This window comes from Paraburkholderia graminis C4D1M, assembly GCF_000172415.1.
Taxonomy (GTDB): Bacteria; Pseudomonadota; Gammaproteobacteria; order Burkholderiales; family Burkholderiaceae; genus Paraburkholderia; species Paraburkholderia graminis.
In genome coordinates, this window is sequence record NZ_ABLD01000012.1 from 144,879 (window position 1) to 159,690 (window position 14,812).

Below are 14,812 nucleotides of genomic sequence, written 5' to 3' on the forward strand. Positions count from 1 at the left end.
CACCTGGCGGAAATCGTCAGGGTTGTAGACCACGTGAAGTTCAGCATGGTCGCCATGCGTGGCCAGCAGGTACGAAATGGTTTCGCCCTTGTACCTGAATCCATGCTTGAGGGTGATACCTGTGTGGGCGTGTTGATTTGCACTGAATCCTGACCCACGATTTGCATTGAATTCTGACCCACCCGTTGGACCAGCTTTGCGGGTTATTCGGTGGGTATCTGGGTCTTCTTTCTCTCCTTTTTGGGCTGTGTCGTGCTGTTTCTGAAACGATAGCTATCGTTGCCTGTTTCTACAATGTGGCAGTGGTGCGTAAGCCGGTCGAGCAGCGCGGTCGTCATCTTGGCATCGCCAAACACACTGGCCCACTCGGCGAAGCTCAGATTGGTGGTGATGATGATGCTGGTTCGTTCGTAGAGCTTGCTAAGCAGGTGGAACAGCAACGCACCGCCGGTCTGGCTGAAGGGCAGATAGCCGAGCTCGTCCAGCACCACAAGATCGGCATACATAAGTCGTGTGGCGAGCTGTCCGGGCTTGCCCACGAGCTTCTCCTGTTCGAGTGCGTTGACCAGCTCGATGGTGGAGAAGAAGCGCACCCGGCGGCGATGATGTTCGAGAGCCTGCACACCGATCGCGGTTGCCAGATGCGTCTTTCCCGTACCGGGTCCGCCCACCAGGACGATGTTGTGCGCCGAGTCGATAAACTCGCACTCGTACAACTGCCGCACCAGCGCCTCGTTGGCATCGCTGCAGCTGAAGTCGAAGCCGCCGATATCGCGATACGCCGGGAAGCGCGCCACCTTCATCTGGTAAGCGAGTGAGCGCACTTCCCGTTCTGCAATTTCTGCCTTGAGCAATCCGGCAAGCACCAGTGAAGCCGCCTTGTAGGCCGGCGAGTCCTGAGCGGCGAGCTCGCCCAGTGCCTGAGCCATACCGTGCAGCTTGAGTGACTTGAGCATCTGCATCATCACGTCAGGCTGCATGATTGTCCTCGCGGTCTCTTAGCCGATCATACCGGCCGACATTGGCCTGCGGCTCGACGGTCAGCGTGAACGCCTGTGGCGTCTGCAGCGGTGGCACAGGCGGGCTGTCAAGCAGGCGGCTCAGGATGTTCAGCACCGTCTGCTTGTTCGGCGCGCCAGCCTCGAATGCCAGCTCGACGGCAGCGAGCACCATCTGTTCGTCGTGCAGCAGCACGAGCGCCAGAATCTCGACCATCTCCCGGTCGCCCCCCGGGCGCTTGAGCAGCACGCCCTGCAGCTTGCGGAAGCCAGCTGGAAACTCGGTGAAGGGTGCACCGTTGCGAAGCGCTCCCGGTTTGCGCTGCAGGACTGCCAGGTAGTGACGCCAGTCGTAGATGGTCTCGCCGTGGTTGTGGCTGCGGTTGATACGCCGTTCGTGCTCGGCGATCACCTGACCTCCGGCGACGAAGACAAGCTTTGCGGCATACACGCGCAGGCTGATGGGCCGGTTGGCAAACGACGCCGGTACGCTATAGCGGTTGCGCTCGAAGTTCACCAGGCAGGTGGGCGAAACGCGCTTGGTATGTTCGACGAAACCATCGAATGGCTGGCCCACCGGCATCAGGTGTGGACGCTCGGCCGCCCACGCATCCCAAATGGTCGTGTCGTGCTCCGGGTGCCGCGTCTGTTGCCACAGCAGCACGCACTGGTCGGCCAGCCAGTCGTTAAGCGCGGCGAGCGAGCCGAACGCCGGCGCTTTCTGCCAAAGCCGGTGACGGCTGTCCTGGACGTTCTTCTCTATCTGCCCCTTCTCCCAGCCCGAGGCGACATTGCAGAACTCGGCGTCAAACAGGTAGTGACTAACCATCGCGCTGAAGCGCGCGTTGACCTCGCGCACCTTGCCGGGTCGCACTCTGTCAACGGCGGTCTTCATGTTGTCATAGATGCCGCGGCGTGGAATGCCGCCCCAGGCGACGAACGCGTGATAGTGCGCGTCGAACAGCATCTCGTGAGTCTGAAGCAGGTAGGCGCGCAGGAAGAAGGCGCGGCTATGGCTGAGCTTGAGCTGTGCGACCTGCAGCTTGGTGCGCTCGCCATTGATAACGGCCCAGTCCTCGCTCCAGTCAAACTGGAACGCTTCGCCAGCGGCAAACCGCAGCGGCACGAACGTTCCCCGTCCCGTTGTCTTTGCCTGCTCGTGCTGCTCCTGCCGCCAGCGCCGAGCGAACGCCGCCACCCGGTCGTAAGAGCCGGTGAAGCCGAGCGCGCACAGATCTGCGTGGATCTGCTTCAGGGTTCTTCGCTGCTTGCGGGGCCGGTTCGCTTCGGTCTTCAGCCAGCTCGAGAGCTTCGCAGCGAACCCGTCGAGCTTGCTGGGACTGTGTCGTTCCGGATAGGCGGGCAGGACCGTACCGGCCCGAATGTAACGCCGGACCGTGTTTCTCGACACGCCCAGTCGTTTGGCAATCTCGCGCAACGAGACATGATCGCGAAAGTGCCAGCGTCGGATGATGCTCAATATAGCCACGTCGATCACTCCGTTCCCCTGCCCGTTCCCGAGCAGGTCAGTGTTCTACGTGGGTCAATATTCGATGCAAATTACTGCGTAGGGTGGGTCAGGATTCAGTGCAAATCAACAGCTAGCTTTCCGTTTCGTCCGTGCAGTCGCGATGGCATGCAGCTGTTGAGCTGCTTCTGCCATGCGGAAAATCAGCGGGACGATATCCTGAGCTTCTTAAACGGCGGGGTTCTACACATAGTATTTGAAGTTCGCGCGCCACTTCTCCGGCCGGAAACTACCGTCCCAATCGTGCGCCTGCGGCATATACTAAATTATTGGTAAGATGTCGCGCTTGAAGCGTGCGTCAGGATTCTCTAGCCAATGGCTTGCAGCTCCCCTCAAGCTCGCGCAATCCATCAAGACGATGACACTCGCCATGCGAGCGTTCAGGCGGGCCAGCTTCTCGGCCGCCGGCATAGCCAATAAGATGCCCATAAAACTGGCGTTTCAAGACGAGAGGCTCCGGAAGGTGTGTGAGAGCACGGTTTCGGCAAAACGGAAGTACGGGGAGGTCGCCGGACCGTCAATCCATGCTCGGCTAGCGGACTTGCGTGCGGCGAACTCGCCGATGGAGTTCGTTGAGATTGGCTTCGGACGTTTTGACGAGACAGTGCACGACCGGATTGTTATCTTCATCGCAGGGGGTTACCGTATGCTTGCGGTGGCAAACAATAGACCTCCTCCTGGTGCTCCGGGAGCGTTGGACTGGGCGCAGGTGACGCGGGTGAAAATCCTATCAATCGAGCGTACACATGAGAGCTGAAGCCGAATTCGCACCGATGTGGGCGGTTCCGCCAGGTCACACCATCAGCGATTTGATGCAGTCGCGAGGCATAGCTTCGGCGCGCATGGCGCATTCGGTCGATATGTCTGACGAAGACTTTGATAGTCTCCTTCAGGGTAAATGTGCTCTTACGGCTCACATAGCCGCTCGTCTCGCGGCCGACCTTGGCGGTTCGGCTGGATTCTGGCTGAGTCGTGAAGAGCAGTATCGGGAGCAGTTGGCTGAGCTTGCAGATAGTGTCGACCCAGAAGGCGACGAGTGTCAGGCGTGGCTCAGGAGCCTTCCGTTAAGGCAGATGCAGGAATTCGGTTGGGTCGAGCCAACCAGGGACAAGCGGGAGAAGCTTCGCCGATGCCTTGAGTTCTTCGATGTGCCGAACCTGGATGCTTGGCGTCGTACGTATTCAGATACGAAAGGCGCAGCTGCGTTTCGTACGAGTGCAACGTTCGAGGAGGATGAGGTCGCGACCGCAGCGTGGCTGCGCCGTGGTGAACTTGAAGCAGAAAAAATCGCTTGCAAAAAGTGGAGTCCCGCGCTCTTTGAATCTCAGCTTTCGAAGATTCGGGCACTGACTAACATTCCCAACCCATCGGAATTTCTACCGAAGCTTCAGCAGCTTTGTGCTGAGGCTGGCGTCGCAGTTGTCGTTGTGAAGGCCCCGAAAGGTTGCCGCGCGAGCGGAGCTACTTTTTTTGGTGGCCCCGACAAAGCGGTCCTACTGCTGTCGTTCCGATACCTGAGTGATGACCAGTTCTGGTTTTCCTTCTTCCATGAAGCGGGACACCTAGTTTTGCATTGGGACGCAGACCTGATGATTCTCGAGACCTCGGACGGGCCAATGTCTCCCCAGGAAGATGAGGCTAATAAGTTTGCTACGGAGCAACTTATTCCCCTTCATCTCCAGGCACGTCTACCGACGGCGTCGAAGTCGCTCAAGGGCATCATGCGTCTCGCTCGGGACGCTGGCGTATCGTATGGCATTGTCGTTGGACAGATGCAGTTCCGTGGACTGGTCAGCCAAAAAATCTATAACAATTTGAAAAATCGTTATAAGTGGAACGCCGTTTAACCCCGGAATGGTTCGTACTTCGCAGGACTCTTTTGCCAGTTGCAAATTGAGTCTTCAATCACTTGCATACCGACGCCCAGAGCGTTTCCGAGTTGGATTGCGAGTACATCCAGCTCTTTCTTCGAATATGTCTTGTTGTCGACCGCTCCGCTGAAAAGCAGGCGTGCACCGCGCTCAGGGCCCGTTGCGCCGACCATGTAAGCTGACGGCGGCTCAATGTCGATAAGCCCGACCTTGCCAATCATCGTCAGATAATCAAACTTACCTGCTCGACCAAATTGCTTCACCGCCTTCATTTTTTTGTACAAATAGTCGAACAACTTCTTCGGGTCGTTTCCACATTTTGCCTTTGCTTTTGCATCTGCGATGAAGGCTGCATGTGACCGTTTTGGGCCAATCCATTCGGCGTAGCTCTTGAGAACGATGTCAAGCTCCCGTCGACTCTCAAACTTGCGGTGGTTCCCGAACGGGAAGTCTTGCTTCTGAGCTTCGATGTCATCCAGATGCTGATGAAGCCACAATGTGAATTGGCCTGGATCCTTCGAGAATTTCTCCCAAGTCCAAGTGAATTTGTCGTTGTAGGCGCCGTAGACCATTCGCAGAAGACCATAGCCTTTTGTCAGGTGCTTGCCGCAAACAACGAAAAGAAATACCAGCCAAAACGCCTCGTCAACGTTGCCATTGCGCATGTGATGAATGGCAGCGCGCAATGGGTCAAACATCTCGGCGTTCTTTGGGTCAAGACGCATGAGCGAGATTGGGCGCTTTGCGATTAGCTTCACGTAGTCGATGCGTGCGACGCTGTCGACGATTTGGGCGACCAAGGCCTCGCGCTCTTCAACTTTTGATATTCCCGGTAGAACTTTACCGTCGAGACGGTAGGCGGAAAGGATAGCGTCGAGCTTTTTCGTGAGAACAGGATTCTTCATGTGTGAGCCGTCGAACGTGTGGTTTCTATCAACTATCGTTTATTTGAGTCGGCGCTCGCTGGCTGCCGAGCATCAAGTGCTGCGCCATCAAACAACAGCGGGGTAGACGGAACAGGCATGGGCGCTTGTCGCTGACGCTTTGCGATGTGCAAGTCGTAGACGTCGGTGGTCATTTGCGCCTTAATGTCGGCCAGCTTTTCTCGGTCAGCTTGGCGGGCCCCTTTGCGGGAATAGCGATATACCTGCAACAACCGCGCTAGGTCCGCCCAGTACGACGGAAGCTGGTCGAGTTCTGGCTGCTTCCCTTGTCGGACCATGCGCTCTGCCTCCAGTACCTTCGCTACCGTCGGCCAAGGGTCTTCTGCTGGCATGTGAGGCATCAAAACGCGCTCTTGATAACCCTCGTCCAGGTAGTCGAGCACGGACTGTATGTCCGTTGCATAAAGATGAAGACTGCCGACCGCGTGCTTGTATTGTCCGACCTCAACTCCCAAAGAGCGGGCGATGAGTTCTTGCAGCATCGTGAAGGCGAAGATGTCGTGCGGCAGTCCCATGAACGCATCGTTCGAACGCATCATGACCATTGCGTGTAGTTGATGGTCTCTGACTGTGAATTGCAGCGTGCATGTGCACGGAAGGTCCTTGCGCCTCTTCTCGAGATTTTGGGCAAGGTCTTCGCCATGGTAGAGCTGAATGGCGGCCCGGCGAGATGTGGAGCTTGCTCGGAGCGTCTCAATGACGTTCTGTACTTGGTTCGGGGCCTTATCGGAGCCGAATAAGCGTGGGCCGTAGGCGCCGAAAATCGTCTCGTTGTCGTCAGAAAATTCCGAGTATGACTTGATGTAATACTGGATGAAGTCCAGTTTGTTAGACCCGGATAGGTACCAGAGGAATTCGCCGAGGCAGCTGAAAACAGTATTTTTTCTTTCGCTCTGGCTTAGCCTGGCCCGCGGGTTTTTTAAGAGTAAAAGCGCACCGTATATTTCGGTATTGGTGCCTTTCGTGGGAACGATGTCACCGGCACCGCGCTTTCTCAGAAGGCGACGATAAACCTTATTGAGCAGGTCATCGATTGTGTCTGCAGTCAGGTACATGGCGAGGGCAGCAAGCTAGGCGCGGTCTATCGCCTGCGAAGCCGAAAAAATTAGACAGCACGAAACTCAAATCTCAGTCAAACAGCCTCAACTGAGCATTTGCTCTTGCGAGCGATTCATGAAGTTCGAGTTTCAATTGGCGGCCACGCGAGACGAGCGTGCGTCGGTCGGCCTGCATGGCACCCCGACTCATCGCCAAGTCTCTAACTTCGACAGTCACGTCGTAGTGTGGCAACGACGCTTTCGCTTGAAACCAACCGCGCTTCAATCCTAAGGACTTCGCGAAGCCATGCAGCTCATCGAGCGAATCGGCAACCAAATGGCACCACTGGCGGCCACGCCACGCTATTCGAGCGTTATCTACATAGACCGCCACGGTCTCTCCCTCGCAGAAAGCTTTTATTTTTCCCTTACTCTCCGGAGATGATACCCGAAACCGGAAAAAACGTCCTAACGCTTATCCGTATCCGCAGAATGATGCATGCCTGCTCGGCCTAAAGAGAGTTCACACCCGAGGAACTCATCCATGAGCATACTCAGGGCAGAAATCTACATCAACGCTTTCGTTGGAGTCACCAGCGCCGCACTTTGACCGCATCTTGTGGCGAGTCGGGTGCGCGACTGACCCAGAGATTTATCGAGAGCTAGCGAAGAGCTGCACCGCAGTTCTTTACCTCGGCCCACCTGACAGGCAGAAGGAATTCACGCAAGACATAAAAGTTTATGTCGGACCCGTTGCAGGCTGGCAGCCGCCCCGTGCTCCCAGTAGAACCTGATTGGATTGGCTCGTTTGCCGCACTAACTAGCTGAACTTGTTCGAGGCGCTGGCACGCTCGGTCAAGGTGTCACGCCTAATCCGATGCGGAGGTATCAGAGCATCTCTGCCTGAAGCTGATTGGCTTGAGCCGGGTTCACCGAGTCTACATACCCGAGGATGGCTTGGTGTCGATGGGGATTCCCGTCTTGACGCATCGCATCGAGAAACGCGTGCCACCTGTCAGGCAATACATGCAGAGAATTCTGCGACAACTCGATATTGAAAGCGCTGATTTTGTCAGCCGGTCTCTGCTCTTTCTTTTGATTTAAATCGAAACCGCTCTTCTCGGCCATGCGCCTAACGTCAGCGAAAATATTTTCCGCCAGTGCTTCGTCGTTCAGAGAAATGATTATGTCATCAACATAAACGCTTACCTCAATGCCGTCGGTCGCAGAGAGCTGTTTCAGGTAATTGCCCAGTGCACTTTTACGGAGGCAGATGCTCGCAAGCAAAGTGGATTGAACAAATCCATACGGCAGTATGTAGCGCTTTTGCGCATCCTCAGGCAATCGGACCGTCGAGAGATTCGCAATATCTCGAGCTTCTGCATAGCTGTACATCCCTTTCAGGACACGAGTTACCCGGCTGCGGTTTATACGCTGAAAGAAGTTCTCGATGTCGACGTGAATAAAACAGGTCTGCCCAAGGTGGGCCTTCAACGCTGCAACGTGGCCACCCTGACGAAGATGGTAGTAGTACGCGGGCGCCTTCCAGCGTTCGCGTAGTTCGTCTTTGATTTTTGCCCCAAGCTCTATCGTGTCGCCATTGGGAACGAAGACCCACTTCCCAGGCTTCAGCTCAAACTTGGAATCCCAACGAGGTTCCATAATTTTTATAATTAGCAGTCATGTTCTTGACGATGTCCTCTGCGAGCCGAACGAGTTCGGTCGCAAAGGGAATCAGAGCAAGAACTAGACGCTGTACGAAAGTAAATTTTTTCATAGCAGCTTTCTCCATTCAATCCCGGCTTGTCTAGCGCTGTGCGCAATGACTACAAATCAAAACTGATATGCATATTGGAAATATTATCCGCAATGCTATATCGCGATATCACATAGTGACGCAATGGAGGATAGGCGCCAACATGGTGCCTATCGCCGGGAAGATAAACACTACCAAAATGCACCGAAACACGCAAGTAAATATGACTTGAAAAATGCGCAATCGGTAAAAACGCGTGATTTTAGGTGCGGGCGGGCTGATTACGGGTGCGGAAGGTAGGTAGTCCCTGCAGTGCTCGGGTCACCACCGCGTGGTCTTGTGGGGAGCGGCTAGCGAGGCACCGCCTTCCGGGAGCGAGCAAGCTGCGAAAGGAAATCGAGGGTGTGAGCGCAAAAAAAGGCGCTGGAAAAAGCTCCAGCGGCCTTTTTACATTAATTCTAGCTACGTCCTGTCTGGTAAGGCTCAGCGGCAGGTAAGAGCCCCCGTAACCGAAACTAAATCGAGGCCTCGTAACCGAAATTAATGCAACTCAGCAAGCAGCAGCCCCCCATCGCCTCACTCACTCCACCGTCACCAACTTCGCCACATTCCACGGTTTGTCGACATCGGATTGGAAGACGTCGCTATTTTTCCGTCGTCGACAAACCCAAGCTATTAAGAAAAAAGCCACCTAGCTTCATCTGACATTAGGCCATCGCTATGACTAGGTAGCCGGCGGCAGTGTTGTTCGAAGGCGAGACCGCCGGCGACTATCGCGAACCCCAGTCCGGGACTTCTCACTAAAAACACAACGGCCACCTCATAAAGGTGGCCGTTTTTCCTTTCGGAATAGCGCTTAACGGGACGTCATCAGCTTGAGCTATCGGGACGCATCATTCAATAAAAGTCTCAATGGATGCCTCCCAAAATCTCACCTTATGGTTCCCGCTACACCTACCCTCAAACATCAATATTCCCCGCCCTCAACGCATTCGACTCAATGAAAGCCCGCCGCGGCTCAACATCATCCCCCATCAGCGTCGTGAAAATGCCATCAGCCGCGATAGCATCCTCAATCTGCACACGAAGAAGACGACGCACGGTCGGGTCCATCGTAGTCTCCCAAAGCTGCCCGGGGTTCATCTCACCGAGCCCCTTATAGCGTTGCTTCGAGATATTGCGTTCGGCATCAGCCAGCAACCACTTCATCGCAGACTTGAAGTCAGTAACAGCCATACTCCGCTCACCGCGCTTGATAACGGCGCCAGCGCCAATCAACCCCTTAAACGTATTCGCGGTGTTCACCAACTGCTGGTAGTCGGCAGTCAATTGAAACTCTTCATCGAACACGGAGATTTTCTGATTGCCGTGATGCGTCCGCGCGACCTTCAGCGAGCGCAATTCACGCACCGGGTCATACATGGTCGTAACCCTAACCTCGGGCTTCAGAGCATCATCGCGAAGCTTAGCCTCAAGCGCTTTAGCCGATGTCTCAGCGGCCGCCTCGCTGGAAAGGTCAATAACGACCCCGTCCATCACAGCCTCTAGCGCGCCCGCGTCATACAAGCGGCTCAACCGGTTCACCACCGCCTGCGCCAGCAAATAAGCCCGAGCCAATTCGCCCAACGCATCGCCGGTAATCGGCGTTGCATTCTCAGAAGCCAACAGTTCCGAACCCTGCAACGCGAGCTTGAGGATGTGAGCATTAACCTCGCTCTCGTCCTTCAGATACCGCTCGTCCTTGCCCGCCTTGATCTTGAACAACGGCGGCTGCGCGATGTAGATATACCCGCGCTCGATCATCTCCGGCATCTGCCGATAGAAGAACGTCAGCAGCAGCGTGCGGATGTGCGCGCCGTCCACGTCAGCATCGGTCATGATGATGATGCGGTGATAACGCAGCTTATCGAGGTTGTAGTCTTCCTTGCCGATACCGCAGCCGAGCGCCGTGATCAGCGTCACGATCTGCTCCGAAGAAAGCAGCTTGTCATAACGCGCCTTCTCGACGTTCAGCACCTTGCCGCGCAGCGGCAAGATTGCCTGGAACTTCCGGTCGCGCCCCTGCTTCGCCGAGCCGCCTGCCGAGTCGCCCTCGACGATATAAATCTCCGACTTCGCCGGGTCCTTCTCCTGGCAATCCGCGAGCTTGCCCGGCAAACCGACGCCATCGAGCACGCCCTTGCGGCGCGTCATCTCACGCGCCTTGCGAGCCGCGTCACGAGCGCGCGCGGCGTCGACGATCTTGCCGCAGATGATCTTCGCGTCGTTCGGCGTTTCCAGCAGGAATTCCTCGAGCGCCTTCGCGACCACGTCTTCCACGGGCGCGCGCACTTCCGACGACACCAGCTTGTCCTTCGTCTGCGCGCTGAACTTAGGCTCGGGCACCTTCACCGACAACACGCACGAAAGCCCTTCGCGCATGTCGTCGCCGGACGTCTCGACCTTCGCCTTCTTCGCGACTTCGTGATCGGCGATGTACTTGTTCAGCACACGCGTCATGGCCGCGCGCAGGCCGGTCAAGTGCGTGCCGCCGTCGCGCTGCGGAATGTTGTTCGTGAAGCACAGCACGTTTTCGTTGTAGCTGTCGTTCCACTGCATTGCCACTTCCACGCCCACGCCGTCTTTCTCGCCGCTCACGTGGAAAATGGTCGGATGCAAGACACTCTTGGTCTTGTTGATGTACTCGACAAAACCCTTCACGCCGCCGACAAACGCGAAATCATCCTCTTTGCCCGTACGCTGATCGGTCAAACGAATCCGCACGCCGTTATTCAGGAACGACAGTTCGCGGATGCGCTTGGCCAGAATGTCGTAGTGATATTCGACGTTGCCGAAGATCGTCTCGTCGGCCATGAAATGCACTTCGGTGCCGCGGTTTTCGGTATCGCCCACCACTTGAATCGGCGACACGGCCACGCCGTCGATCTCTTCGATCACGCGATTCTGCGGCACGCCACGGTGGAATTCCATGAAGTGCTTTTTGCCGTCGCGGCGAATCGTCAAACGCAGCCACGCCGACAGCGCGTTCACGCACGACACGCCGACGCCGTGCAAGCCGCCCGACACCTTGTAGCTGTTCTGGTCGAACTTGCCGCCGGCGTGCAACTCGGTCATCACGATTTCGGCGGCGCTGCGCTTCGGCTCGTGCTTGTCGTCCATCTTGAGACCGGTCGGCACGCCGCGGCCGTTGTCGGTGATCGAGATGGAGTTGTCCGCGTGAATGATCACCTGGATGTCGTTGCAATAGCCGGCCAACGCTTCGTCGATCGAGTTGTCGAGCACTTCGAACACGAGGTGGTGCAAACCGGTGCCATCCGATGTATCCCCGATGTACATCCCCGGCCGCTTGCGCACCGCCTCCAGACCTTCGAGGATCTGAATGGACGAGGCGCCGTAGCTGTTGTCGGGTTGCGTATTGTTCGTTTCAGTCATGGATTTTTTCCGGTTCTGCATTACTGCTGGGTTGCTGCTCGGGACTTTTCAAAACACCATAAAAATGCCAAAGGGGCGCTGCGCCCCTTGGTGTGTTCTTGGTGTTGGACGCGTTAGATGCGCATCGGCATCACGACGTATTTGAATTCGTCGTTCTCGGGAATCGTGATCAGCGCACTCGAGCTGGCGTCGCCAAGGCTCACTTGCAGCGTGTCGACCTTCAGGTTCGCGAGCACGTCGAGCAGATACGTGACGTTGAACCCGATATCGACGCTGTCGCCGTCGTACGCGATTTCCAGTTCTTCCTGCGCCTCTTCCTGGTCGGCGTTGGTCGACATGATCTTCAACTGGCCCGGCTCGATGATGCAGCGCACGCCCTTGAATTTGTCCGACGTCAGAATCGCGGCGCGTTGCAGCGAACGCTGCAATTCTTCACGGCCGATCACGAACTGATTCTTGTGCGACTTCGGAATCACGCGCTGGAAGTCGGGGAATTTGCCTTCCACCAGCTTCGACACGAGTTCGACCTGGCCAAACGTGAACTTCACCTGCGTTTGCGCGATGTCGATCTTCAGCGTGTCGTCGATGTCTTCCAGCAGACGCTGCAACTCCAGAATCGTCTTACGCGGAATGATCACTTCCTGGCGCGCAAACGAGCCTTCAATCTTCATCGACGAAAACGCGAGGCGGTGGCCGTCTGTCGCGACCGCCATCAACTGGTCGCCGTCCACCACCAGCAGCATGCCGTTCAGGTAGTAGCGAATGTCCTGCTGGGCCATCGAAAAATGGACCATGCCGAGCAACTGGCGGAACGTCTTTTGGGGAACCACAAGGTTCGCGCCGTAGTCTTTAGCTTGCGCGACGGTCGGGAACTCGTCCGCGGCGAGCGTTTGCAGCGCGAAGCGGCTCTTGCCGGATTGCACCGTCAGACGCTTGTCGTTCAGCGTGAGCGTGACCTGGCCGTCGGGCATGGCGCGCAGGATGTCGAGGAGCTTTCGCGCTGCCACCGTGGTCGCCACGGTATCGCCGCCCACGCCGAAATCGGCGCGCGTGGTGATCTGCAACTCCAGGTCGGTTGACAGGAACGACACGTCGGGACCGTTCTTGGTAATCAGCAAATTGGCGAGGATCGGCAACGTATGGCGGCGTTCGACAATGCCGCTCACGGTTTGCAGCGGCCTGAGGAGGTTATCGCGTTCGGTCTTGACCAGTTGCATAGAGTTCCTTCGTTGATATAACGGCCTGCGCGCCTTCGAGCCGTTCAAGGCATTTCCGGCATGCTGCCGTGGCTCCCCGCCGGCGCCACGCAGCGCCCGTCACGGCGTGAAATCCGCCCGCGGCCGCGCCGGGCGGTTAAACCTGTATTGTGCCTGAAAAAGGAACCGCCTCACTAAATTGGGGGCGACTTTGGAAATAAACAGGTCGATTTTCCCGCCCACCACCTAGCCCTTGCCTAGCCCTTCAGCGTCTGCTCCAGCACGTGCAATTCGTGATTCAGCTGCGCGTCCTTGCTGCGCTCGTCGGCGATTTTGCGCACCGCGTGCAGCACTGTGGTGTGGTCGCGTCCCCCGAAAAGCTCCCCGATTTCCGGCAGGCTTTTCTGCGTGAGCTCCTTCGCCAGATACATCGCGATCTGCCGCGGCCGCGCGATGTTCGCCGGACGCTTCTTCGAATACATGTCCGCGACCTTGATGCTGTAGAAGTCAGCGACGGTCTTCTGAATGTTCTCCACCGAAATCTGCCGGTTCTGTACCGTCAGCAGATCTTTCAGCGCTTCTTTCGTCAGTTCGATCGTGATCTCGCGGCCGTGGAACTTCGAGTACGCGAGAATTTTCCGCAGCGCGCCTTCCAGTTCCCGCACATTCGAGCGCAAATGTTTCGCGACGAAAAACGCCACGTCCTCATTCAGGCTCACGAATTCCGACTGCGCCTTGCGCATCAGAATCGCGACGCGCATTTCCAGCTCGGGCGGCTCGATGGCGACCGTCAGGCCGGAGTCGAAGCGCGAGATCAGACGGTCGTCGATACCCGAAATTTCCTTCGGATACGTGTCGCTGGTGATGATCACCTGCGCCTTGTTCGCGACGAGCGCCTCGAACGCGTAGAAGAACTCCTCCTGCGTGCGCGACTTGCCCGAAAAGAACTGAATATCGTCGATCAGCAGCAGATCCAGCGAGTGGTAGTAGCGCTTGAAGTCGTCGAACGCCTTACGCTGGTAAGCCTTCACGACATCGGACACGTACTGTTCCGCGTGGATGTAGCGGATGCGCGCGCCGGCCTTGTCCATCAGCAACTGGTTGCCGATTGCGTGGATCAGGTGAGTCTTGCCGAGGCCCACGCCGCCATACAGGAACAGCGGGTTGTACGAGATGCCGGGATTGTCCGCGACCTGGATTGCCGCGGCGCGCGCCAGCTGGTTCGCCTTACCGGTCACGAAGTTGTCGAAGGTCAGAACCGGGTTTAGCTTGGAACGCTCGTACATGGAGTCGTTCTCGCCGTTGCCATTCGAACTCGCGCTCTGGCCCGGACGCCATGTGCGGCGCGCCGCGGCGGCTTCGTTCGCGTCGAGGCTCGGCAGATCGAGGTCGGCGGCATCTTCGGCCGCCGCGCGTGCGTTGGCGTTGTGCTCGGCTGCCGCGCGGGCATTCGCGTTGAGGTTGGCCATTGCGCTGTTAGCGCTGTTCGGGCCGTTCGCGCGCGTGGCCTGCGCCGCTTGCACGGCGCCAACGGCCGCGTCCACGGCAGCGGCATTGCCCGCGCTGCCGCCCATGGAATTCGGCGCGGAAGCCGGACGCGCCGGAGCCGGCGCCGCTGCCGCAGGAGCGCGCATGCCGGCTTTCGGGTCCAGTACGAATTGCACGTCGACAGGCGCCTGCCAGAAATCGCGGGCCATATCAGCGATGCGACCGGAGAACTGGCTCTTGACCCAGTCGAGCTTGAAGCGGTTCGGCGCGGCAATGCTGAGCGTGTTCGCAGCGGCGTCGAAGGCGACCGGGGCCAACGGTTTGATCCACGTCACGTACTGCTGGGGCGTGAGCTCACGCTCCAGCAATGCGGAACAGTGTTGCCAGAATTCGTTCATCGAGTGCTGTCGTTATGGTGTGCACGCGGTTCGCCGCAGCCCCCGTCGCGCGCACGCAACAAGGCCCGGAGCAGCCAGGCGTAACAGCTCCAGGCGCTTGCGCCACAAGGGTTTGCGGGACAAGCGAGCCGGAGCGGCGTGCAATATTTTTGGGAAGTAAGGCG

Annotated in this window: 10 protein-coding genes; 1 reads left to right on the top strand and 9 read right to left on the bottom strand. The window is 57.3% G+C overall.

Translation table 11 applies throughout. The features are described from left to right. Positions 1 to 203: 203 nt before the first annotated feature. A complete protein-coding gene (gene istB / locus BGRAMDRAFT_RS19820; protein WP_006046815.1) occupies positions 204 to 980 on the bottom strand; it encodes an IS21-like element helper ATPase IstB in 777 nt (258 codons plus the stop codon). After that, complete coding sequence (istA, locus tag BGRAMDRAFT_RS19825) at positions 970 to 2,496, bottom strand: IS21 family transposase (protein WP_044020054.1); 1,527 nt, start codon at positions 2,494 to 2,496, stop codon at positions 970 to 972. The genes istB and istA overlap by 11 nt, the downstream gene beginning before the upstream one ends. Positions 2,497 to 3,272: 776 nt before the next feature. On the opposite strand from istA, the gene BGRAMDRAFT_RS19835 reads away from it, so the two are divergent. After that, the gene (locus BGRAMDRAFT_RS19835; RefSeq protein WP_006050595.1) at positions 3,273 to 4,373 is read left to right on the top strand and encodes an ImmA/IrrE family metallo-endopeptidase; all 1,101 of its coding nucleotides are present in this window, start codon (positions 3,273 to 3,275) and stop codon (positions 4,371 to 4,373) included. On the opposite strand, the gene BGRAMDRAFT_RS19840 is transcribed toward BGRAMDRAFT_RS19835, so the two are convergent. The 7 genes from BGRAMDRAFT_RS19840 to dnaA all read right to left on the bottom strand — a co-directional run bounded on the left by BGRAMDRAFT_RS19840 (position 4,370) and on the right by dnaA (position 14,648). Further along, positions 4,370 to 5,302: an alpha-glutamyl/putrescinyl thymine pyrophosphorylase clade 3 protein gene (locus BGRAMDRAFT_RS19840; protein WP_006050596.1), complete on the bottom strand. Its 933-nt coding sequence runs from the start codon at positions 5,300 to 5,302 to the stop codon at positions 4,370 to 4,372. The two genes, BGRAMDRAFT_RS19835 and BGRAMDRAFT_RS19840, sit on opposite strands and share 4 nt — an antisense overlap. 32 nt (positions 5,303 to 5,334) lie before the next feature. Then, positions 5,335 to 6,396 (bottom strand): thymidylate synthase, encoded by a 1,062-nt coding sequence (locus BGRAMDRAFT_RS19845; RefSeq protein ID WP_006050597.1) that lies wholly within the window; start codon positions 6,394 to 6,396, stop codon positions 5,335 to 5,337. Between the two features lie 73 nt (positions 6,397 to 6,469). Further along, a complete protein-coding gene (locus BGRAMDRAFT_RS19850) occupies positions 6,470 to 6,772 on the bottom strand; it encodes a DUF4031 domain-containing protein (RefSeq protein WP_044021441.1) in 303 nt (100 codons plus the stop codon). A gap of 494 nt (positions 6,773 to 7,266) precedes the next feature. Next, on the bottom strand, positions 7,267 to 8,040 hold the full coding sequence (locus BGRAMDRAFT_RS19855) for a reverse transcriptase domain-containing protein (protein WP_006050598.1): 774 nt from the start codon (positions 8,038 to 8,040) through the stop codon (positions 7,267 to 7,269). Positions 8,041 to 9,094: 1,054 nt separating this feature from the next. After that, the gene (gene gyrB / locus BGRAMDRAFT_RS19860) at positions 9,095 to 11,566 is read right to left on the bottom strand and encodes a DNA topoisomerase (ATP-hydrolyzing) subunit B (protein ID WP_006050600.1); all 2,472 of its coding nucleotides are present in this window, start codon (positions 11,564 to 11,566) and stop codon (positions 9,095 to 9,097) included. A gap of 113 nt (positions 11,567 to 11,679) precedes the next feature. Continuing rightward, entirely contained in the window at positions 11,680 to 12,783 is a 1,104-nt protein-coding gene (gene dnaN, locus BGRAMDRAFT_RS19865; RefSeq protein WP_006050601.1) for a DNA polymerase III subunit beta, read from the bottom strand. 236 nt (positions 12,784 to 13,019) lie between these two features. Next, positions 13,020 to 14,648: a chromosomal replication initiator protein DnaA gene (gene dnaA, locus BGRAMDRAFT_RS19870; protein WP_006050602.1), complete on the bottom strand. Its 1,629-nt coding sequence runs from the start codon at positions 14,646 to 14,648 to the stop codon at positions 13,020 to 13,022. Positions 14,649 to 14,812: the final 164 nt, after the last annotated feature.

Bases quoted from the DNA above. Each gene is read 5' to 3' on its own strand.
- BGRAMDRAFT_RS19835 (WP_006050595.1), top strand. From the start codon at position 3,273: ATGAGAGCTGAAGCCGAATTCGCACCGATGTGGGCGGTTCCGCCAGGT.
- BGRAMDRAFT_RS19840 (WP_006050596.1), bottom strand. From the start codon at position 5,302: ATGAAGAATCCTGTTCTCACGAAAAAGCTCGACGCTATCCTTTCCGCC.
- dnaA (WP_006050602.1), bottom strand. From the start codon at position 14,648: ATGAACGAATTCTGGCAACACTGTTCCGCATTGCTGGAGCGTGAGCTC.
- BGRAMDRAFT_RS19845 (WP_006050597.1), bottom strand. From the start codon at position 6,396: ATGTACCTGACTGCAGACACAATCGATGACCTGCTCAATAAGGTTTAT.
- dnaN (WP_006050601.1), bottom strand. From the start codon at position 12,783: ATGCAACTGGTCAAGACCGAACGCGATAACCTCCTCAGGCCGCTGCAA.
- gyrB (WP_006050600.1), bottom strand. From the start codon at position 11,566: ATGACTGAAACGAACAATACGCAACCCGACAACAGCTACGGCGCCTCG.
- BGRAMDRAFT_RS19855 (WP_006050598.1), bottom strand. From the start codon at position 8,040: ATGGAACCTCGTTGGGATTCCAAGTTTGAGCTGAAGCCTGGGAAGTGG.
- istB (WP_006046815.1), bottom strand. From the start codon at position 980: ATGCAGCCTGACGTGATGATGCAGATGCTCAAGTCACTCAAGCTGCAC.